The organism is Alteraurantiacibacter aestuarii, assembly GCF_039523595.1.
In the GTDB taxonomy this organism is placed as follows: Bacteria; Pseudomonadota; Alphaproteobacteria; order Sphingomonadales; family Sphingomonadaceae; genus Alteraurantiacibacter; species Alteraurantiacibacter aestuarii.
The window spans coordinates 176,080-194,046 of the sequence record NZ_BAAAFP010000001.1 but is presented as its reverse complement, the minus strand read 5'-3'; the positions used below and the strand labels follow the sequence as shown (position 1 = coordinate 194,046).

The 17,967-nt window shown below is 62.9% G+C and carries 22 protein-coding genes; 8 read left to right on the top strand and 14 right to left on the bottom strand.

Going from position 1 to position 17,967, the window contains the following annotated elements:
• The first annotated feature begins 29 nt into the window (after positions 1 to 29).
• Positions 30 to 539 carry a helix-turn-helix transcriptional regulator gene (locus ABDZ98_RS01010; protein WP_160590744.1) on the top strand — a complete coding sequence of 170 codons (510 nt, stop codon included), beginning with the start codon at positions 30 to 32 and terminating at the stop codon, positions 537 to 539.
• Here the strand turns inward: ABDZ98_RS01010 and ABDZ98_RS01005 are convergent.
• On the bottom strand, positions 536 to 1,531 hold the full coding sequence (locus ABDZ98_RS01005) for an adenosine kinase (RefSeq protein ID WP_160590745.1): 996 nt from the start codon (positions 1,529 to 1,531) through the stop codon (positions 536 to 538). The genes ABDZ98_RS01010 and ABDZ98_RS01005 overlap by 4 nt on opposite strands.
• Positions 1,532 to 1,628: 97 nt before the next feature.
• Here ABDZ98_RS01005 and ABDZ98_RS01000 point away from each other — a divergent pair, with 97 nt between their 5' ends.
• The 3 genes from ABDZ98_RS01000 to ABDZ98_RS00990 all read left to right on the top strand — a co-directional run bounded on the left by ABDZ98_RS01000 (position 1,629) and on the right by ABDZ98_RS00990 (position 3,753).
• Positions 1,629 to 2,300, top strand: coding sequence for an EI24 domain-containing protein (locus ABDZ98_RS01000; protein ID WP_237437435.1), 672 nt, complete (start codon positions 1,629 to 1,631; stop codon positions 2,298 to 2,300).
• 1 nt (position 2,301) lies between these two features.
• Complete coding sequence (locus ABDZ98_RS00995) at positions 2,302 to 2,736, top strand: hypothetical protein (RefSeq protein WP_160590747.1); 435 nt, start codon at positions 2,302 to 2,304, stop codon at positions 2,734 to 2,736.
• Between the two features lie 75 nt (positions 2,737 to 2,811).
• Positions 2,812 to 3,753, top strand: coding sequence for a hypothetical protein (locus ABDZ98_RS00990; RefSeq protein ID WP_160590748.1), 942 nt, complete (start codon positions 2,812 to 2,814; stop codon positions 3,751 to 3,753).
• Positions 3,754 to 3,799: 46 nt separating this feature from the next.
• On the opposite strand, the gene ABDZ98_RS00985 is transcribed toward ABDZ98_RS00990, so the two are convergent.
• Genes ABDZ98_RS00985 through ABDZ98_RS00935 form a run of 11 tightly spaced genes read right to left on the bottom strand, consistent with a single transcriptional unit; the run spans position 3,800 to position 11,033 of the window.
• Entirely contained in the window at positions 3,800 to 4,162 is a 363-nt protein-coding gene (locus tag ABDZ98_RS00985) for a HesB/IscA family protein (protein ID WP_160590749.1), read from the bottom strand.
• Positions 4,159 to 4,659, bottom strand: coding sequence for a GNAT family N-acetyltransferase (locus tag ABDZ98_RS00980; RefSeq protein WP_337190181.1), 501 nt, complete (start codon positions 4,657 to 4,659; stop codon positions 4,159 to 4,161). Before ABDZ98_RS00980 ends, ABDZ98_RS00985 begins: the two co-directional genes overlap by 4 nt.
• A complete protein-coding gene (locus tag ABDZ98_RS00975; RefSeq protein WP_160590750.1) occupies positions 4,656 to 5,186 on the bottom strand; it encodes an SUF system Fe-S cluster assembly protein in 531 nt (176 codons plus the stop codon). The genes ABDZ98_RS00980 and ABDZ98_RS00975 overlap by 4 nt, the downstream gene beginning before the upstream one ends.
• Positions 5,186 to 6,391, bottom strand: coding sequence for an aminotransferase class V-fold PLP-dependent enzyme (locus ABDZ98_RS00970; protein ID WP_343805244.1), 1,206 nt, complete (start codon positions 6,389 to 6,391; stop codon positions 5,186 to 5,188). The genes ABDZ98_RS00975 and ABDZ98_RS00970 overlap by 1 nt, the downstream gene beginning before the upstream one ends.
• Before the next feature lie 14 nt (positions 6,392 to 6,405).
• A complete protein-coding gene (locus ABDZ98_RS00965) occupies positions 6,406 to 6,810 on the bottom strand; it encodes a hypothetical protein (RefSeq protein WP_160590752.1) in 405 nt (134 codons plus the stop codon).
• Positions 6,810 to 7,577 (bottom strand): SufD family Fe-S cluster assembly protein, encoded by a 768-nt coding sequence (locus ABDZ98_RS00960; protein WP_160590753.1) that lies wholly within the window; start codon positions 7,575 to 7,577, stop codon positions 6,810 to 6,812. Before ABDZ98_RS00960 ends, ABDZ98_RS00965 begins: the two co-directional genes overlap by 1 nt.
• On the bottom strand, positions 7,574 to 8,317 hold the full coding sequence (gene sufC / locus ABDZ98_RS00955; RefSeq protein WP_160590754.1) for a Fe-S cluster assembly ATPase SufC: 744 nt from the start codon (positions 8,315 to 8,317) through the stop codon (positions 7,574 to 7,576). Before sufC ends, ABDZ98_RS00960 begins: the two co-directional genes overlap by 4 nt.
• Positions 8,317 to 8,862, bottom strand: a complete 546-nt coding sequence (locus ABDZ98_RS00950) for an endonuclease domain-containing protein (protein ID WP_160590755.1) — start codon at positions 8,860 to 8,862, stop codon at positions 8,317 to 8,319. The genes sufC and ABDZ98_RS00950 overlap by 1 nt, the downstream gene beginning before the upstream one ends.
• Complete coding sequence (locus ABDZ98_RS00945) at positions 8,855 to 9,094, bottom strand: hypothetical protein (protein ID WP_160590756.1); 240 nt, start codon at positions 9,092 to 9,094, stop codon at positions 8,855 to 8,857. Before ABDZ98_RS00945 ends, ABDZ98_RS00950 begins: the two co-directional genes overlap by 8 nt.
• A complete protein-coding gene (gene sufB / locus ABDZ98_RS00940) occupies positions 9,091 to 10,602 on the bottom strand; it encodes a Fe-S cluster assembly protein SufB (RefSeq protein ID WP_160590757.1) in 1,512 nt (503 codons plus the stop codon). The genes ABDZ98_RS00945 and sufB overlap by 4 nt, the downstream gene beginning before the upstream one ends.
• A complete protein-coding gene (locus tag ABDZ98_RS00935; protein WP_160590758.1) occupies positions 10,599 to 11,033 on the bottom strand; it encodes an SUF system Fe-S cluster assembly regulator in 435 nt (144 codons plus the stop codon). Before ABDZ98_RS00935 ends, sufB begins: the two co-directional genes overlap by 4 nt.
• Positions 11,034 to 11,411: 378 nt before the next feature.
• Between ABDZ98_RS00935 and ABDZ98_RS00930 the strand changes: the two genes are divergently transcribed.
• The 4 genes from ABDZ98_RS00930 to ABDZ98_RS00915 all read left to right on the top strand — a co-directional run bounded on the left by ABDZ98_RS00930 (position 11,412) and on the right by ABDZ98_RS00915 (position 16,474).
• Complete coding sequence (locus ABDZ98_RS00930; protein ID WP_160590759.1) at positions 11,412 to 12,443, top strand: quinone-dependent dihydroorotate dehydrogenase; 1,032 nt, start codon at positions 11,412 to 11,414, stop codon at positions 12,441 to 12,443.
• Between the two features lie 9 nt (positions 12,444 to 12,452).
• Positions 12,453 to 14,183 (top strand): gamma-glutamyltransferase, encoded by a 1,731-nt coding sequence (gene ggt / locus ABDZ98_RS00925; RefSeq protein WP_160590760.1) that lies wholly within the window; start codon positions 12,453 to 12,455, stop codon positions 14,181 to 14,183.
• 108 nt (positions 14,184 to 14,291) lie between these two features.
• A complete protein-coding gene (locus ABDZ98_RS00920) occupies positions 14,292 to 16,088 on the top strand; it encodes an AMP-binding protein (RefSeq protein WP_160590761.1) in 1,797 nt (598 codons plus the stop codon).
• Complete coding sequence (locus ABDZ98_RS00915; RefSeq protein WP_160590762.1) at positions 16,085 to 16,474, top strand: hypothetical protein; 390 nt, start codon at positions 16,085 to 16,087, stop codon at positions 16,472 to 16,474. The genes ABDZ98_RS00920 and ABDZ98_RS00915 overlap by 4 nt, the downstream gene beginning before the upstream one ends.
• Before the next feature lies 1 nt (position 16,475).
• On the opposite strand, the gene ABDZ98_RS00910 is transcribed toward ABDZ98_RS00915, so the two are convergent.
• On the bottom strand, positions 16,476 to 17,003 hold the full coding sequence (locus ABDZ98_RS00910) for a hypothetical protein (protein WP_160590763.1): 528 nt from the start codon (positions 17,001 to 17,003) through the stop codon (positions 16,476 to 16,478).
• Between the two features lie 96 nt (positions 17,004 to 17,099).
• Positions 17,100 to 17,903, bottom strand: a complete 804-nt coding sequence (locus tag ABDZ98_RS00905; protein ID WP_237437436.1) for a thiazole synthase — start codon at positions 17,901 to 17,903, stop codon at positions 17,100 to 17,102.
• Between the last annotated feature and the right edge of the window lie 64 nt (positions 17,904 to 17,967).

The window sequence follows — 17,967 nt, the reverse complement described above, 5'->3', positions numbered from 1 at the left end:
TCAAACCGGCGGGGATCAACATAAGTACCATGGCAGCAACACCCGCGAACAAGCCCGCGATGGCGCTGGCCGTGATCGGCCTTCAGGCCGTGGCCGCGATCTATTTCATCTTCGATGCGGTGGGCGAAAGTCGCTGGTCCCGGGATGGCAAGTTCGGCCCGCTGTTTGCGCTGGACCTGCTGGTCGGCTTCGCCCTGCTGGCCGGAATCGCCTATGCCGCATTGACCTTCACGCGGCTCCAGAGCGAGGCACGCCGCCGCGATCGGGCATTGTCCGCCGCGCGCGGGGCACTGGGCCAGTTGATCCAGGACCGCTTTGCCGACTGGGGCCTGTCGCGATCCGAAGCCGAAGTGGCGCTGTTTGCGCTGAAGGGCTTTTCAAGCGCCGAGATCGCCGAGATGCGCGGAGCCGCCGGTGGCACCGTCCGCTCGCAACTGAGCCAGGTCTATGCCAAGGCCGAAGTGACCGGGCAGCCCATGCTCATGTCGCTGTTTCTCGACGATCTTCTCGGCGAATCCGGTTTCGATAACCAGCCCTAGCCCAGCTTCTCCTGCATCAGCTTTGCCAGATCGGCCTCCGGCCGGGCACCGTAGTGGCTGATAACTTCTGCGGCGGCGATGGAGCCCATGCGCAGGCAAGTCTCCAGCGGCTTGCTGCGGACATAGCCGAACAGGAAACCGGCGGCGAAAAGGTCGCCCGCGCCGGTGGTGTCGACCACGTGTTCGACCGGTTCGGCGGATACTGCCGCCCGTTCGCCATGGGCGATGGAAACCGCGCCCTTCTCACTGCGGGTCACCACCAGCACCGGGACCTTGCCCTCCAGCGTGGCGAGGCCGGCCTCGAAGTCTGCCTCGCCGGTAATGGCGGCCAGCTCCACTTCATTGGCGAACAATATGTCGATCAGTCCATCGGCGATCAGCGCGCGGAAGTCATCGCCATAGCGATCGATCACGAAGGCATCCGACAGGGTGAAAGCGACCTTGCGGCCCGCCGCCTTGGCGCTTTCAATAGCGCGGCGCATGGCTGCGCGCGGCTCTTCCGGGTCCCACAGATAGCCTTCCAGATAGAGGATCTGTGCGCCGCCCACGGCTTCCTCATCCAGAGCATCGGCGGGCAGGAATTGCGATGCGCCCAGGAAGGTGTTCATGGTGCGCTGGCCATCGGGCGTGACGAAGATCAGGCAGCGCGCGGTGGGCGGTTCGCCTTCGCGCGCGGCAATATCGAAATCGATCCCCACGGCGCGGATATCATGGGCGAAGACCTGCCCCAGCTGATCATCCGCCACCTGCCCCACGAAAGCGCATTGCGCGCCCAGGGCGGACAGGCCGGCCAGCGTGTTGGCCGCCGATCCGCCGCTGATTTCACGCGCCGGACCCATCGCATCATAAAGGTCGCGCGCCTGGTCGGCATCGATCAGGGTCATGCCGCCGCGCGTCATACCCAGCTCCTCGATCAGCTCGTCTGAACAGGAGGCCACTACATCGACAATGGCATTACCGATGGCGATTACATCATAACGTGGTTCGGACATGTTTATTCCCGTGGTTCCAAGATAGGGTCGAAAGATTGACTTGGCCGCTCACAGAAGCAATCGCAAGCCAACAATGCCAGCAATTGCCACCTCTCTGATGCTCGCGATCGGCCAGCTTGCCGATGGCAAGGTGTTGCGCATTCTTTTCAAGAGCATTGGCGTGACCATCGTCGCCTTTGTCGCGCTGGCCTGGGCGGGCTGGTACGCCTTCGATGCGGCGCTGGAATGGCTGGGACTGGGCGATGCCATGTTCACCGGCGCGGGCAACCTGCGCGAAGTGGCGTCTGCCCTGCTGGCGCTGACGGGATTGTGGCTGACCTGGCGCATCACCGCGATGGCGGTGATCCAGTTCTATGCCGAAGACGTGGTCCATGCGGTGGAGGCGCGGCACTATCCGCATGCCGCCAGTGCCGCGCGGGAGCTGACTTTTGCCGAGCAGATGCGCAACAGCCTGCGCGGAGCGGGCCGCGCTCTGCTGGCCAATCTGATCGCCCTGCCCTTCGCGCTGGCGCTGCTGTTTACAGGCGTCGGAACGGCGCTGCTGTTCTGGCTGGTCAACGCCCTGTTGGTGGGGCGCGAATTGCAGGACATGGTCTGGCTGCGCCATCGCCAGCAACCGCAAGACCTGTGCCCGGTCAGCAAGTGGGAGCGATTTGTGCTTGGCGGCGTTGTAGCCGCTATGCTGGCGGTACCCTTCGTTAACTTCCTTGCGCCAGTACTGGGGGCGGCCGGTGCCGCGCATCTGGTCCATAGAAAGAATGCCTGCTGACATGCGCATCATCGCAACCCTGGGCCTGACCCTTCTGCTCTCTGCCTGCGTCAGCGCGCCGCAAGGACCGGCTGGCCCGCCGCCGCCCAGCCGTGTGCCCACTCAGCAGCCGGCCCCACCACCCACCTCTCCGCCCCCGCCGCCCGTGGCAGGCTTTCGCATGCCGGAAATCCAGAGCGGGCCGGGTCTGAGCGGAGTAATCCGCGAGGATGCGCGCAGTCTGGTGCGGCAATTCGGCGATCCGCGGCTGGATGTCACCGAAGGCGATATGCGCAAGCTGCAATTTGCTGCCCCGGCCTGCGTCATGGACATTTATCTCTATCCGCTGCGGCCCGGGGGTGAGCCGGTGGCGACATGGCTGGAGGCCCGCCGGGCCAGCGATGGCGCGGAAGTGGACCGCTACTCCTGCATGCAGGCGCTGCGCCGACAGCGCTGAGGGTGGCGCGGGTAAGGAGAATTTAAGCCTATTGCGCGATAGACACCCCTTCCGATCAAGGGGACGATGCGAGCAATGACTGCCCAATTTGCCGATTTCACGCGCCAGGCCGCAGTTGACGGTGCCATTTCCGATGATGAGATTCTGCAGCTACGCGCCGCAGGCTGGGCCAATGGCACGATCACGCGGGAGGAGGCTTCGGCCATCTTCTCGCTGCAACGCGCAATTGCAGATCGCACGCCCGTTTGGAGCGATTTCTTTGTCGAGGCGATCAAGGAATATGTCCTCAACGGCACCGAGCCGCGCGGCTATGCCAGCGACAGCGAGGCTGGCTGGCTGATCGTCGAGATCGAGCGCGACGGCCATCTGTGCTCCATGACAGAGCTGCAATTGCTGGTGGAGATCACCGACAAGGCCTGCAACGTCCCCGAAGCGCTGAAATACTTCGTGCTGCGGGAAATTGAACGCGCCGTCCTGACCGGCGTTGGCCCCACCCGCGATGGCGGAGAACTGTCCAACACCCATGTGACGCCCAGCGAATGCACCATCATGCGCCGGGTCATTTTCGGTCAGGCGAGTGACCGGCCCGCTGCCGTAAGCCAGCGCGAAGCTGAAATGCTCTTTCGCCTGAAGGACGCGACACTCGAAGCAGCCAATGCGCCGGAATTCATGGAACTGTTCGTCCAGGGCGTGGGCAATTACCTGATGGGTTTTGCCTCACCCAGCGCCCAGCTCAGCCGTGAGCGGATGGTGGAGTTGGAGAGCTTTGTCAGCCGCAACAAGCCAAACATCGGCCATTTCATGGGCCGCATGGCACAATCTGCGCCCAATGCCTTTGGGGTGGTGTTTGGCCAAAAGGGGCAGCTCCCCGGCCGCGATGAACTGGTGCAGGAGGCGGCTTCGTTTTCGCTCTATGAGCAGGACTGGCTCGACCAGCAGATCGCCGCCAACGGGCTGAGCGACCATTATGACCAGGCGCTGATGGCCTTCATTGCCGAGGAACTGGGCGAGGCCTGAGGACTGGCTTCAACGGACCCGGCGATTGCCGCCGGTCCGCGGGATTTCAGACCATGAAGCTTTCGCCGCACCCGCAGGCGCCCTTGGCGTTGGGGTTGGCGAAGGTGAATCCGGCGGTGAAGTCGTCCTCCACCCAGTCCATCACGCTGCCCACCAGATAGAGCACGCTGGCGCCATCGATGTAGAGCGTGCCGCCGGGCGTGACGATCTTCTCGTCAAATGCCACTTCCGCGGTCACATAATCGACAGAATAGGCGAGGCCCGAACAGCCGCGGCGCGGGGTCGAGAGCTTGACCCCGATCGCATCTTCGGGCGCCTTGGCCATCAGATCGGCGATGCGCTGCTCGGCGCGCGGCGTCAGCGTGACGGCGGCGGGAATCTGGCGGGTCTTGATCTTGGTTTCCCTCATGTCAGCCTCTTCTGCCAGAACACCGCGTGGCCAGCCTCGGGATCGAGGACATAGTCACCATAACCGCAGGCGGCATACAGGCCCCTGGCAGTTTCGTTTCCGGTCAATACTTCCAATGTGATCTTGCAGGCACCGCGTTTCAATGCCTCGGCCTCAACCGCGGCCATCAGCGCGCGGCCAATTCCCTTGCCGCGGTGGCCGGGCAAGACCGCCATATCGTGGATATTGACCAGCGGCGCGGCGGCGAATGTCGAATAGCCCATGATGCAATTGGCCAGCCCCAGCGCCTGCCCATCGACCCGCGCGATCAGCGAGAACGCGCCCGGCGTGGCGGCAAGACCGGAGGCCAGGTTTGCGCGCGCCTTGTCAGACAGGGGCTCGCCCCCGCCCATCGGATCGCGCGCATAGGCATCAAGCAGCGCCACCAGATCCGCCGCATCGCGCGGATCGGAGTAATCGGCCAGATCGACCGTGAGGGAGGGAGCCTGTGTGCTCACAGCATCCCCAGCTCAAGGCGGGCTTCGTCGCTCATCTTGGCCGGGTCCCAAGGCGGGTCCCACGTCACGTTGACCTCGGCATCGCGCACGCCGGGAATGGAGCCAATGCGCATCTCGATATCGGCGGGCATGGATTCGGCCACCGGACAATGCGGCGTGGTCAGCGTCATGGTGACGACCACGTCCGCCTCGTCCGACACGTCGACCCCGTAAATCAGGCCAAGATCATAGATATTCACCGGGATTTCCGGATCGTAGATGTCCTTCAGCGCCGCGATAACTTCCTCATACAGATCGCCGCCGGGTTCACCGGGGGAGACATTCTGCGGCTTCTGCTGGAGGAAACCGTCAAGGTAATCGCGCTTGCGCTCGAGCTTTTCGGCGGCGCTTTCTACCGGTGTATCCTCCGCAGCATCTTCTACGGCATCTTCTACCCGGGCGCGTGGCGGTTTTGTCGCTTCGGCAACAACCTGCGCATTGGGCGGCGGTGCCGCGACAAATTCCTTCTTGTCTTCTGGCTTGTTCATCAGCCGAAAATCCTCTTGGTTCGTTCAATGCCGCGGACCAGTGCGGCAACATCTGTCTCATCGCTGTAAATGCCGAAGCTGGCGCGCGCCGTGGCCGGTACTCCCAGCTTGTCCATCAGGGGCTGCGCGCAATGATGGCCAGCCCTTATGGCGACGTTTTCCTCATCCAGGATCGTACCCAGATCATGCGGGTGGATTCCGTCGATCGAGAAGCTGACGATCCCGGCACTGTCTTCCGGGCCAAACAGCGTGATGTCGTTCATCTGGCGCAGCGCGTCGCGCGTTTGCGCCACCAGCTCCGCCTCATGCGCGTGAATGGCCTCCAGCCCGATGGCGGAGACATAATCGCAGGCCGCACCGAAGGCGATTGCCTCCACGATGGCGGGCGTTCCGGCCTCGAAACGCTGCGGTGCGGGGGCATAGGTGGTGCGCGCGAAAGTGACCTTGTCGATCATCGCACCGCCGCCCTGCCACGGCGGCATGGCATTCAAGATATCCGCTTTCGCCCACAATGCGCCAATGCCGGTGGGGCCATAAAGCTTGTGCGCGCTGAAGGCATAGAAATCGCAATCCAGCGCGGTGACATCAACCGGCAGGCGCGGCACGGCCTGACAGCCATCGATCAATATCTTCGCGCCTACTGCGTGAGCCAGATCGGCCGCGCGGCGCGCATCCAGCACGGAGCCGAGCACGTTGGAGACATGGGCAAAGGCCACCAGTTTGTGATCGCTGGTCAATATCGCCTGCGCCGCGTCCAGATCGATCCGGCCATCGTCGGTCAGCGGGCAGACATCGATCTGCGCGCCCACGCGCTCAGCCAGCATCTGCCACGGCACGATGTTGGAATGATGCTCCAGCTCGGAAAGCAGGATGCGGTCGCCTGACTTGAGATTGGCAAGTCCCCAGCTTTGCGCGACGAGATTTATCGCCTCGGTCGCACCTCTGGTGAAGACGAGCTCATCCTCCTGCCCGCCGATGAACTGCGCCACGCGGCGGCGCGCCGCCTCATAGGCCAGCGTCATTTCCGCCGAGCGCGCATAGACCCCGCGATGGACGGTAGCATAATCGCGGCCCATCGCACGGCTGGCGGCATCGATCACCGCCTGCGGCTTTTGCGCCGTTGCCGCGGAATCGAGATAATGCCATGCCGCGCCCGATGCCGTTACCAGCCCGGGAAAATCGGCCCGGCGCGCAAGCGCGGCCACCTTATGATCGGTGCTTACGGACACAGATCGCGCTGCCAGTTTCCGGCATTGGGACCGCGATAGCATTTGTACCGCTTGCCCGCCTGGATCACCAGATAGCCGATGTCGCTGCTGTCCAGCGCGACGCGCCATTGCTCACCCTGAACCGAATCGTCGGCATAATTGTCTGTCGAGAACAGCAGGACGCGGTCAGCATTTCCGGTGCCGTCCCGGCCCAGCTGGCTGGTCACTTCCTCACTGCCGCGGCCATCGAGCCGCAGGTAATAATCGATCACCCAGCGCTCGGTTGCAAAGACGCGGTCGGCGCGTTCGATCGGCCGGAATTCGCTTGCCGGAATGGTGATCGGCTCAAGACTTCCAACGGTGGCACAACCCGCCAGCAAAGCGGCGGGAAGAAGGGTCAAAACATGTTTTTTCATCATCTCTCTCCCAGTGTTTTCAGTGCAATTTCGAGCAGTCCGTCCCGCGCATCCTCGTCATCAAGAGCGGCGAAGGCATCGGCGATGAAGGCGCGGATCAGCAGTTCGCGCGCGATGTCGGGCGCGATGCCCCGGCTGGCCATGTAATAGCGGGCCATTTCGTCCATCTGGCCGATGGCCGCGCCATGCGCGCATTTCACGTCATCCGCATAGATTTCCAGCTCGGGCCTGGCATTGGCCGAAGCTCCGCGCTCCAGCAGAACGGCCTTGAAATCCTGCGCCGCATCGGTGCGCTGGCCATCGCGGCCCACGTCGATCCGGCCAAGGAAATTGCCCGTGGCCTGGCCCCAGTGGACGCTGCGAACCACCTGGTTTGATGTGGCATCGGGCGCGCCGTGATCCAGCCGCGTGACGAATTCGCGCGTGGCATCGCCGCCGCCAATGGTCACGCCGCCAAATTCGAAATGTGCGCCTTCGGCAAGGCTGACGGCCAGCTCCACACGGGCATAATCGCCCGCCGCATTGACTGCGAACACTTCGGCGCGTGCACCCTTGGCCACATTGATGCGGATGCGGCGCAAGGTCGGTGCGGCGCTATCCAGAATGAAGCATTCGCGGAAGGTTTCGCCTGCCGCCACGTCAATCTCGCGCCATTCATCGAAGGCTTCGGGTGCGAAAGTCGTAATCGCATCGAAATCGGCATAGCGCCATGCTTCGTCGCGCATGGTGGGCCGTGTGACTGGCTGGGTGATGGGTGCCGCGCTCATGCAGTCACCGCCTCATAGCCTTCGCTTTCCAGCTGCAATGCCAGCTCCGGCCCGCCGGTCTTGACGATGCGGCCGGCGGCCAGAACGTGCACCTTGTCCGGCTTCACATAGTCGAGCAGGCGCTGGTAATGGGTGATCAGCAGCACGCCCTTGTCCGGCGCGCGCATGATGGCGTTGATGCCATCGCCCACGGTGCGCAGGGCATCGATATCGAGGCCGCTGTCGGTTTCATCCAGCACGGCAAAGGCGGGATCGAGAATGCCCATCTGGACCATCTCTGCGCGCTTCTTTTCGCCGCCCGAAAAGCCGACGTTCACCTGCCGCTTCATCATGTCCATGTCGAGCTTGAGCAGAGCCGCCTTCTCGCGCGCCAGCTTGAGGAATTCGCCGCCCGAAAGCGGCTCCTCCCCGCGGGCGCGGCGCTGCGAATTGAGCGCTTCGCGCAGGAATTGCACATTGGAAACACCGGGGATTTCAACCGGATACTGGAAGCCCAGGAACATGCCGAGCGCGGCGCGCTCATGCGGTTCCAGATCCAGCAGGTCCTGTCCCTTGAAGGTGACGGAACCTGCGGTCACTTCATAGCCCGGACGCCCGCCCAGCACATAGGCCAGCGTGGATTTGCCCGCACCATTGGGGCCCATGATCGCGGCCACTTCACCCGCGGCCACTTCCAGAGTCAGGCCCTTGAGGATCTTGGTGCCACCGATTTCGGCGTGGAGGTTTTCAATTTTCAGCATCAGTACTTCCTGGGGTAATTCGGGCGGTCGGAGCGTCCGGGGCGATCGTTGCGGTCGGAGCCGCCCCGGCGCATTTCATCGCGGTGTGCGGCGCGGGCGACGTTCTTGTCGGCTATGCGCTCCCGCATGACGGTGGTGATGCGGGCGAGCACATCGTCCATGTTCTCGAGGATATCGGCAGCCTTGATGCGCATCACGCGCACGCCGACCGATTCCAGGCTCTTGTCGCGGCGGGTTTCCACCACGCCCGGCTCTTCCTCATCGATGGAGATAGCCAGGCCCAGCGTGTGGCAGCCAAAATCGACAATGGCAGAGCCGATCACCGCATGGCGCTTGAACACATGCCTGCCCATGTCAGCCTTGGAGAAACGCTCCGCCAGCGCCTTGTGCGCCTCGGTCGAATGGCGCCGCAACTTGCGCGCCTGATCGTGCAGATTGTCGAGCCGTTTTTCCGAGATTTCCCAGCCACGCCCCTTCTTCTTGAGATCGGGCGCAGTGTCATCCGCCGACGGGGTGCGGATCTTGAGGGTCTTTTTTTCAGTCATTTTTCTCTACTCGAACAATCGAAGGATCGCGCCCCTCTACACGGGCGTTCCGCCGGTCCCATACTCGCCTGAGCGCCAGAATGAGGAATAATGCACCGGCTCCGATGCCAAGGCCCAAGCGATTCCCATCATCACTTGCGAAACCTTCGTAGGCGGACCAAAACATGTACAGGGCAACTGCGAGCATCGCCCAGGGATAGACGCCGTAATTGTCGGTGTAGATTGTCTTCACCCCACACTCCCTTCCAGCGAGATTGCCAGCAGTTTCTGCGCCTCAACCGCAAATTCCATCGGCAGTTCTTTCAGCACTTCCTTGGCGAAGCCGTTGACGATCAGGGCCACAGCGGCTTCCTGATCCAGCCCGCGCTGCATGGCGTAGAACAGCTGATCGTCGCTGATCTTGGAGGTGGTGGCCTCATGCTCGATCTGCGCGGTGGGGTTGCGCACTTCGATATAGGGCACGGTGTGCGCGCCACATTCGCTGCCCAGAAGGAGCGAGTCACACTGGGTGAAATTGCGGACATTGTCAGCATTCGCGCCCACACGGACGAGGCCGCGATAGGTGTTGTTCGATTTGCCGGCAGAAATACCCTTTGAGATGATGGTCGACCGGCTGCCCTTGCCGTTGTGGATCATCTTGGTGCCGGTATCGGCCTGCTGGAAATTATTGGTGACGGCGACCGAGTAGAACTCGCCCACGCTGTCCTCACCATTGAGCACGCAGGACGGATATTTCCACGTCACCGCGCTGCCGGTTTCCACCTGGGTCCAGCTGACCTTGCTGCGATCGCCCTGGCACAGGGCGCGCTTGGTGACGAAATTATAGATCCCGCCAAGGCCCTCTGCATTGCCGGGATACCAGTTCTGTACGGTCGAATATTTGATCTCGGCATCTTCCATCGCCACCAGTTCCACCACTGCGGCGTGGAGCTGGTTTTCATCGCGCATCGGCGCGGTGCAGCCCTCCAGATAGGAGACGTAGCTGCCCTTTTCAGCAATGATCAGCGTGCGTTCGAACTGGCCGGTATTCTCCGCATTGATGCGGAAATAGGTGCTCAGCTCCATCGGGCAGCGCACGCCTTCGGGGATGTAGACAAAGGTGCCGTCAGAGAAGACCGCGCAGTTGAGCGCGGCGAAATAATTGTCACGCTGGGGCACGACCTTGCCCAGCCACTTCTTCACCAGCTCGGGATATTCCTTCACCGCCTCTGAAATGGAGCGGAAGATGACGCCGGCGCTTTCCAGTTCCTTGCGGAAGGTGGTGGCCACGGAAACGCTGTCAAACACGGCATCCACCGCCACCTTGCGCGCGCCTTCGACGCCGGCGAGCACTTCCTGCTCGGCAATCGGAATGCCCAGCTTTTCGTAAACGCGCAGGATTTCGGGATCGACCTCGTCCAGCGAGCCCAGCTTTGGCTTGGCCTTGGGCTCAGCGTAATAATAGGCGTCCTGGTAATCGATCTTGGGATAGCCGACCTTGGCCCAGTCCGGCTCCTCCATCGTCAACCACAGGCGGAACGCCTTCAGCCGCCATTCCAGCAGCCATTCAGGCTCCCCCTTCTTGGCGGAGATGAAGCGGACGGTATCCTCATTCAGGCCCTTGGGCGCGAATTCCTGCTCGATATCCGAGGAGAAGCCGAATTCGTACGATTCCAGCTTGCGGGCGGCATCACGCGCAGCCTTGTCCTGAATTTCGCCGCCAGAGGTATCGGCTTCAGCGATGGTGGTTTCTTTGTTCATGCGATCTCTTGTTCTTTTGAGGCTGCGGGCAGCTGGGCGAGCTGGTTCAGCTTCACATTGTCCAGCGCGCCGTGCAGCGCCTGGTTCACCACGCCCCAGTGCGGGCGCACGCTGCATTTGGCCTCCAGCGCGCAATCATGGCGGCCCGCCTCGACACAGGCGGTCAGCGCGATCGGCCCTTCGATGGCCTCCACGATATCGGCGAGCGAAATGGCCGCCGCCGGACGGGCCAGCTTTATCCCGCCGCCCGATCCGCGCATGCTCTTGAGCAGACCGGCCTTGGAAAGCGCGCTCACCAGCTTCTGCACGGTGGGCAGGGGCAGGCCCGTTTCTTCCGCCAGATCCGAGGCCGAAACGCGCGCAAAGCCGCAATGGCGCGCGGCGGCGCACATTGTGACAACGGCATAATCGGCCATGCTGGACAGGCGCATAAGACGGTCCCAGGGTTAATCGGAGTGTATCGGTCCGATTTCACCTAGTGACGGATTTGCGCGCTTTCAACGCCAGAGAGCTTGTTGCGAGTCGTTAGCATCATGGCGACATGGTAGAGGCATAAAAAAGGGGCGGCCCCGACATGCGGGACCGCCCTTGAAAGTCGAGAACCCGTCGCGTTAGCGCGTCGAGCCCTTCGGGTCGCAGAAACTTCCTATCCGATTCGTGTGATTCTCAATTGTAAGGAAACGACACGAAACGTGGTTTTTCGGCCAGATTCGGTCTGTTTTTGCACTATTTTCGAAGGAAAAATCCTATCTTTCCAACAGTGGCCCACATTCATCGACAGGTGCCCCGCGCTTTGCCATAGGCAAGCCATGTTCTATCGCCTGATCCGACCGGCCATATTCGCGCTCGACGCGGAAAAGGCGCATCGCCTCGCCATCAACGCACTCAAGATGATGCCGGAGGGCGAAGCGCCCGCCGCCGATGGTCCGCTCAGCACAAAAGTGGCTGGCCTGACATTCCCCAATCCGTTGGGAATGGCGGCAGGCTTCGACAAGGACGGCGAAGTGCCCGATGCGCTGCTGCGGCTGGGCTTTGGCCATGCAGAGGTGGGATCGATCACCCCGCGCCCGCAGCAGGGCAACCCCAAGCCGCGCCTGTTCCGGCTGGCGGAAGATCAGGCGGTGATCAACCGCATGGGCTTCAACAATCGCGGCGGTGAGGAAGCGGCGGCCCGTCTGGCGGAGCGGCGCTGGCGCGGCGGAATCGTGGGTATCAATATCGGCGCCAACAAGGATTCGGAGGACCGCATCGCCGATTATGCCGCGATGACCGACCTGATGGCTCCGCTGGCCGATTACCTGACCGTCAATATCTCCAGCCCCAACACCCCCGGCCTGCGCGCCTTGCAGGATGAGGGCGCGCTGTCCGCCCTGCTCGATGCCGTGCTGGCAGCGCGCGGGGAGGAGCATGTGCCCGTTTTCCTGAAAGTGGCGCCCGATCTGGAACCGGCCGATGTGGATGCCATTGCTCGCATTGCGATGGACAAAGGTCTGGCCGCGCTGATCATATCAAACACCACCATTGCCCGCCCTCCCCTCAAATCCGCGCATGCAGGCGAGGCCGGGGGCCTATCCGGCGCGCCGCTGAGGGACATGGCGTTGCAGCGCCTGCGCGATTTCCGGCAGGCGACGGGCGGGGCAATTCCGCTGGTCGGCGTGGGCGGCATCTCGACAGCGCAGGACGCCTGGCAGCGCATTCGCGCCGGTGCCAGCCTGGTGCAGCTGTACAGCGCCATGATCTATCGCGGCCCCGGCATCGCCAGAGACATTTGCGCCGGTTTGGAATCGCTGATGGAGCGCGATTGTATCGGCTCCATTGCCGAGGCGGTGGGAACCGAATAGGGAATGCGCATGGCCCGCAATTTCCTGATCGCATTTGCAGCCCCGCTGGCGCTTGCAGCTTGCACGACGCGCGAAGCTCCAGCTCTCGAAAATCCGGCTCTGACAAACATTGATCCGGCTGCGCATTCTTCCGGAGTCGTCAGCGCTGCCGACCCCCGCGCTGCCGAGGCCGGTGCGCAGATGTTGCGGCAGGGCGGCAGTTCCACCGATGCGGCCATTGCCACCATGCTGGCGCTGACCGTGGTCGAGCCGCAAAGCTCCGGCATTGGCGGCGGCGGCTTCTATGTGCGCGGAACATCCGATGGCCAGGTGGCAACGCTGGACGGCCGCGAGACCGCTCCCGCCGCAGCCACGCCCGACTGGTTCCTGGGCGAAGACGGCAATCCCGTGCCATTTCCGCAGGCCGTGCTGACCGGCCTATCCATCGGTGTGCCGGGGAATATCCGCCTGGCCGAACAGGCGCATGACCGGTTTGGCCGCCTTGAATGGGCGCAGCTGTTCCAGCCCGCTATCGCTCTGGCGCGGGACGGCTTCGTGATTACCGAGCGGTTCCGCGAATATCTGCAACGCTCGCCCAATCGCGCCGGCAATGTCGAGGCGGGCCGCGCGCTGTTCTATGATGCCGCGGGGGAGCCGCTGCCGGTCGGTACGCTGGTGCGCAATCCCGCGCTTGCCGCCACACTGGAACGGATCGCCACTGAGGGGCCGGACAGTTTCTATACCGGCATGCATGGCCGGGCGATGGCGCAGGTGATTGCCGATGCCACGCCGGGCGCCGCCGACATGTCCGCCACCGACATCGCCAGTTATCGGGCGCTGTGGCGGGAAAGCCCGTGCGGCACATACCGGCAATATCGCATCTGCGGGATGGGTCCGCCTTCCTCTGGCGCGACCACGGTGTTCGCGATCCTCAAGCAGCTGGAGGGGTTTGACATGGGCGCGCTTGGGCCGGCATCGCCCACCGCGTGGCACCTGTTCGCCGAAAGCCAGCGCCTCGCCTATGCCGACCGCGAGCTGTATCTGGCGGATGATGATTTCGTGTCCGTCCCCGTCGCCGGGTTGATGGATGGCAATTACCTGCGCGAACGCGGCACACTGATCTCTGCCGATCGGACATTGCAGATCGTGTCTGCCGGAACGCCGCCGGGAACGCGCGCGATCATGGCCGATGGCGCAGAGCCGGTGGAAAGCGGCACCAGCCATTTCGTGGCGGTGGACCAGTGGGGCGCGGCGGTGTCATGGACCTCCACCGTTGAGGGGTCTTTCGGGTCGGGCCATATGTATGGCGGCTTCTACCTGAATAATGAGCTGACCGATTTCAGCTTTGTGCCGCAGCGCGATGGCATTCCGGTGGCCAACCGCGTGGAGGGATCAAAACGCCCGCGCAGCTCCATGTCGCCAACGCTGGTCTATGGCCCTGACGGCGAACTGGTGATGGCCGTGGGCGCGGCGGGCGGAAGCACCATCCCGGTGCAGGTGGCCCGGGTGCTGATCGGCGTGATCGACTGGGGCCTGCCGCTGGACCGGGCGCTGGCCCTGCCGGTGCTCTATTCGCCGGGTGACACGATTGTGCTGGAGGAAGGCTCTTCCCTGCTGGCGATGCAGCCTGCGCTGGAGGCGCTGGGCCACAAAGTTATGGCCCGCGGCCTGCCACTGAAGACCAATGCCGCGATATTGGTGGATGGCAGCTGGGTCGGCGGAGCCGATCCGCGCAGCGAAGGTGTTGCGATCATTCCCTGATCTTGCCGGCCCTGATCTTGCCCGCGCGCACTCCAGCGCCTAGGAAGTTGCATAAGTAACGTCACTGTTTGTCGGCACGAATCGGCATGGGATGGAGGATCGCGGCAGGTGCAGCTGCAGGATATTGAAAATGCGCGCAGCCTGGTCGGTCTGTTCCTGAAACGCGCGGACGAGCAGGGGGACAAGCCCTTCCTGACCGCCAAGATTGACGGCAAGTGGACTTCCACCAGCTATGCCGAGGCATCGCGGCAGGTCTGCCTGCTGGCGACAAGGCTGACGGCAATGGGCCTGAAGCCGGGTGACCGGGTGATGCTGGTATCCGAAAACCGCCCCGAATGGTGCATTGCCGATCTGGCGATCATGGCCGCAGGCTGCGTCACCACGCCAGCCTACACCACCAACACTAAGCGCGATCACGCGCATATCCTGGACGATAGCGGCGCGCGCGCCGTGGTCGTATCCAACAGCAAGCTGGCCGAGCCATTGTTTACCGCCATGCTGGGATCGGGCCATGCCGAACATGTCATCACGATGGAGGATATTCCATCGGCGCAGGCCAGCGGCTTTGTCATGCATGACTGGCCGGACCTGATTACCGGCGATGCACAGGCCGCACGGGCCGAAGTGGACGCCCGGCTGGAGGGCGTGACGCGCGACGACATTGCCTGCATCATCTATACCAGCGGCACCAGCGGCTCTCCGCGCGGGGTGATGCTGCATCACGGGGCAATCCTGCACAATTGCATCGCTGCGGGCGAGATTCTTGCGGGAGATTTCGGCTGGGGCGAAGACCGCTTCCTGTCCTTCCTGCCGATGAGCCATGCGCTGGAACACACCGCCGGGCTCTACCTTCCGATTGGCCTGGGTGCCGACATCTGGTTTGCCGAGGGGCTGGACAAGCTCTCCACCAATCTGGTGGAAGCACAGCCCACTTTCATGATCGTGGTCCCGCGCCTGTTCGAACTGCTGCGCGGCAAGATCATCAAATCGCTGGAGAAGCAGGGCGGCATCGCCGGTTTCCTGCTGGAACGGGCCATTTCGCTGGGAGAGCGGCAGGTCAGCGGCAAGTGGGCCTTGCGCGATATTCCCACCGGCTGGCTGCTCGACCTGACCCTGCGCCCCAAGATCCGCGATCGCTTCGGCGGCAGGATCAAGGCGCTGGTATCGGGCGGCGCGCCGCTCAACCCGGAAGTGGGCGGCTTCTTCCAGGCCATGGGGCTGACGATGCTGCAAGGCTATGGCCAGACAGAGACCGCGCCCGTGGTCAGCTGCAATTACCCCACCGCCGGAATTCGCCTGAACACGGTTGGCCCGCCGCTGCGCGGTGTCGAAGTGCAATTCGCCGAAGATGGCGAGATCCTGGTGCGCGGCGAATGCGTGATGAAGGGCTATTGGCAAAATCCGGAGGATACCGCCAAGGCACTGCCAGACGACTGGCTGCACACCGGCGACATCGGCCATCTCGATGATGGTGGACGGATCGTGATCACCGATCGCAAGAAAGACATCATCGTCAACGACAAGGGTGACAATATCGCCCCGCAGAAGCTGGAGGGGATGCTGACCCTGCAGCCCGAGATATCGCAGGCCATGGTGAGCGGCGACAAGCGCCCCTATATGGTGGCGCTGATTGTGCCCGATGCCGAATGGGCCGTTGGCTGGGCGCGCGCCAGTGGCGAGAAATTCGACATGGCCGCCCTGCAGGACCTGCCCGCCTTCCGCAGCGCGATCAAGGCAGCGGTGGACCGCACCAATAATGACCTCTCGGTGATCGAGAAGATCCGCAAGTTCACCTTCGCGGATGAATCCTTCAGCGTCGAGAACAACCAGATGACGCCGACGCTCAAGATCCGCCGACCCTTCATTCGCGAGAAATATCAGAACCGGCTGGACGAACTGTATTGATCCACCGTCATTTCATCGCACCAGTTCTTGTTGCCGCCATGCTTGCCGGATGCACAGATGGTTGCGAGAATGTGGTTCTGGAACGCGCCCGCGCGCCTTTTGGAAATGCCGATGCGGTCGCTTTCGAACGAAATTGCGGAGCAACGACAGGCTATTCAACGCAGGTATCGATCGTTGACCGTGATGACGCGCCGACCGACGCGGGCAATATTCTGATTGCTTCCGGGCGATCATTTGCCGAGGATTCAAACCGTCCAACAGTTAGTCTGGAATGGCTTGGTTCTGAACAATTGTCTGTCCGGTACGATGCCAGCCTTGCGATACTATCCCATCATGATCGATACGGGCGCACAATAATTTCGCTCACCCCGATGTCGGGCAATTAACTCACGCCGCTTCGTCTTCGATCCTCTCGGGGAAGAAGCCCGGTTCGCGGGTGGACCATGCGGGCGCTGTGGCGGCCGCCTCGCTCAATGACTGGAGCAGCATCTTGCGCCGTTCAGGGCGGATTTGCGGAAGCGCGGCAGCGCCGCAGAAAGCTGCGGGCAGCCATGGGCGCACCGGCGCACCCAGCAGCCGCTCATACAGGAAGCGATAGGCGGAAAAGCAGCTGAGCTGTTCCTGTGCCAGGTCGGCTGCGGACATACGCACCAGCGCGCCGATGAACTCGGCCACGCCGTCCAGCGATTCGATCGATGGCACACTGCCGCGCAAGGCGCGCAGTTCGCGGTAGGCGATATATTGCCCGCGAATCGCAGAGCAGGAACCGCCTTCCTCCACCCATGACTTGAAGGCATCTCCGCGGCCCAGCCCGACATCGAGGCTGCGCTCGATAAACAGCTGTTCCTCAGCGGTAAAACTGGCGAATTCGCGCAATTCGGCGATGGTCTGCGATGTCGTTTTCGTCTGCGCCATGATCGGCTCCTGCGGATTACAGGTCCGATGTTTCGCCGATCATGGTTAAGAACTGGTAAGCGCCGTGCCGAAGATCAGGTCCAGATCAGGTCCAGATCAGATCAATCCTGCCAGCGGGCTGCTGGGATCGGCATATTTGCGGCGCCCCATGCGGCCCGCCAAATAGGCTTCGCGGCCCGCGATCACGCCGTATTTCATCGCCCGCGCCATGCGGATCGGGTCTTTTGCTTCGGCAATGGCGGTGTTCATCAGCACGCCATCGCAGCCCAGCTCCATCGCCTCAGCCGCTTCGCTGGCGGTGCCCACCCCGGCATCGACCAGCACCGGCACTGTGGCACCTTCGACGATCAGGCGAATGGTCACCTTGTTCTGAATGCCCAGCCCCGATCCGATGGGAGCGCCCAGCGGCATGATCGCCACCGCGCCCGCCTCTTCCAGCTGCCGCGCGGCGATGGGATCGTCCACGCAATAGACCATCGGCTTGAAGCCTTCATTGGCCAGCACTTCGGTGGCTTTCAGCGTCTCACGCATATCGGGATAGAGCGTGCGCGCCTCGCCCAGCACTTCCAGCTTTACCAGATCCCAGCCGCCAGCCTCACGCGCCAGCCGCAATGTGCGGATCGCATCCTCTGCGGTGAAGCAGCCCGCGGTATTGGGCAGATAGGTGATCTTCCTGGGATCGATGAAATCCATCAGCACCGGCTGGGTCGGGTCGGAGATGTTCACCCGGCGAACGGCCACGGTCACGATCTGCGCGCCCGATGCCTCCACGGCGGCTGCGTTCTGGGCGAAGTCCTTGTACTTGCCCGTCCCCACGATCAGGCGCGAGGTAAAGCGGTGGCCGGCCACTTCCCAGCCATCGCTGGAGGCTTCGGGCGAAATTTTCGGCTGGTCAGTCATGCGCGGGGCGGTATCCGCCAAGCAGCGCATAGGCAAGACCGATCCATGCCCCGAGCGGCGCCCG

What these genes read in the sequence shown, in the direction of transcription:
- ABDZ98_RS00990 (WP_160590748.1), top strand. Translation starts at nt 2,812, where the DNA reads ATGACTGCCCAATTTGCCGATTTCACGCGCCAGGCCGCAGTTGACGGT.
- ABDZ98_RS00930 (WP_160590759.1), top strand. Translation starts at nt 11,412, where the DNA reads ATGTTCTATCGCCTGATCCGACCGGCCATATTCGCGCTCGACGCGGAA.
- ABDZ98_RS00935 (WP_160590758.1), bottom strand. Translation starts at nt 11,033, where the DNA reads ATGCGCCTGTCCAGCATGGCCGATTATGCCGTTGTCACAATGTGCGCC.
- ABDZ98_RS01000 (WP_237437435.1), top strand. Translation starts at nt 1,629, where the DNA reads ATGCTCGCGATCGGCCAGCTTGCCGATGGCAAGGTGTTGCGCATTCTT.
- ABDZ98_RS00910 (WP_160590763.1), bottom strand. Translation starts at nt 17,003, where the DNA reads ATGGCGCAGACGAAAACGACATCGCAGACCATCGCCGAATTGCGCGAA.
- sufB (WP_160590757.1), bottom strand. Translation starts at nt 10,602, where the DNA reads ATGAACAAAGAAACCACCATCGCTGAAGCCGATACCTCTGGCGGCGAA.
- ABDZ98_RS00950 (WP_160590755.1), bottom strand. Translation starts at nt 8,862, where the DNA reads ATGACTGAAAAAAAGACCCTCAAGATCCGCACCCCGTCGGCGGATGAC.
- ggt (WP_160590760.1), top strand. Translation starts at nt 12,453, where the DNA reads ATGGCCCGCAATTTCCTGATCGCATTTGCAGCCCCGCTGGCGCTTGCA.
- ABDZ98_RS01010 (WP_160590744.1), top strand. Translation starts at nt 30, where the DNA reads ATGGCAGCAACACCCGCGAACAAGCCCGCGATGGCGCTGGCCGTGATC.
- ABDZ98_RS00905 (WP_237437436.1), bottom strand. Translation starts at nt 17,903, where the DNA reads ATGACTGACCAGCCGAAAATTTCGCCCGAAGCCTCCAGCGATGGCTGG.
- ABDZ98_RS00975 (WP_160590750.1), bottom strand. Translation starts at nt 5,186, where the DNA reads ATGAACAAGCCAGAAGACAAGAAGGAATTTGTCGCGGCACCGCCGCCC.
- ABDZ98_RS00965 (WP_160590752.1), bottom strand. Translation starts at nt 6,810, where the DNA reads ATGAAAAAACATGTTTTGACCCTTCTTCCCGCCGCTTTGCTGGCGGGT.
- ABDZ98_RS00985 (WP_160590749.1), bottom strand. Translation starts at nt 4,162, where the DNA reads ATGAGGGAAACCAAGATCAAGACCCGCCAGATTCCCGCCGCCGTCACG.
- ABDZ98_RS01005 (WP_160590745.1), bottom strand. Translation starts at nt 1,531, where the DNA reads ATGTCCGAACCACGTTATGATGTAATCGCCATCGGTAATGCCATTGTC.
- ABDZ98_RS00995 (WP_160590747.1), top strand. Translation starts at nt 2,302, where the DNA reads ATGCGCATCATCGCAACCCTGGGCCTGACCCTTCTGCTCTCTGCCTGC.
- sufC (WP_160590754.1), bottom strand. Translation starts at nt 8,317, where the DNA reads ATGCTGAAAATTGAAAACCTCCACGCCGAAATCGGTGGCACCAAGATC.
- ABDZ98_RS00960 (WP_160590753.1), bottom strand. Translation starts at nt 7,577, where the DNA reads ATGAGCGCGGCACCCATCACCCAGCCAGTCACACGGCCCACCATGCGC.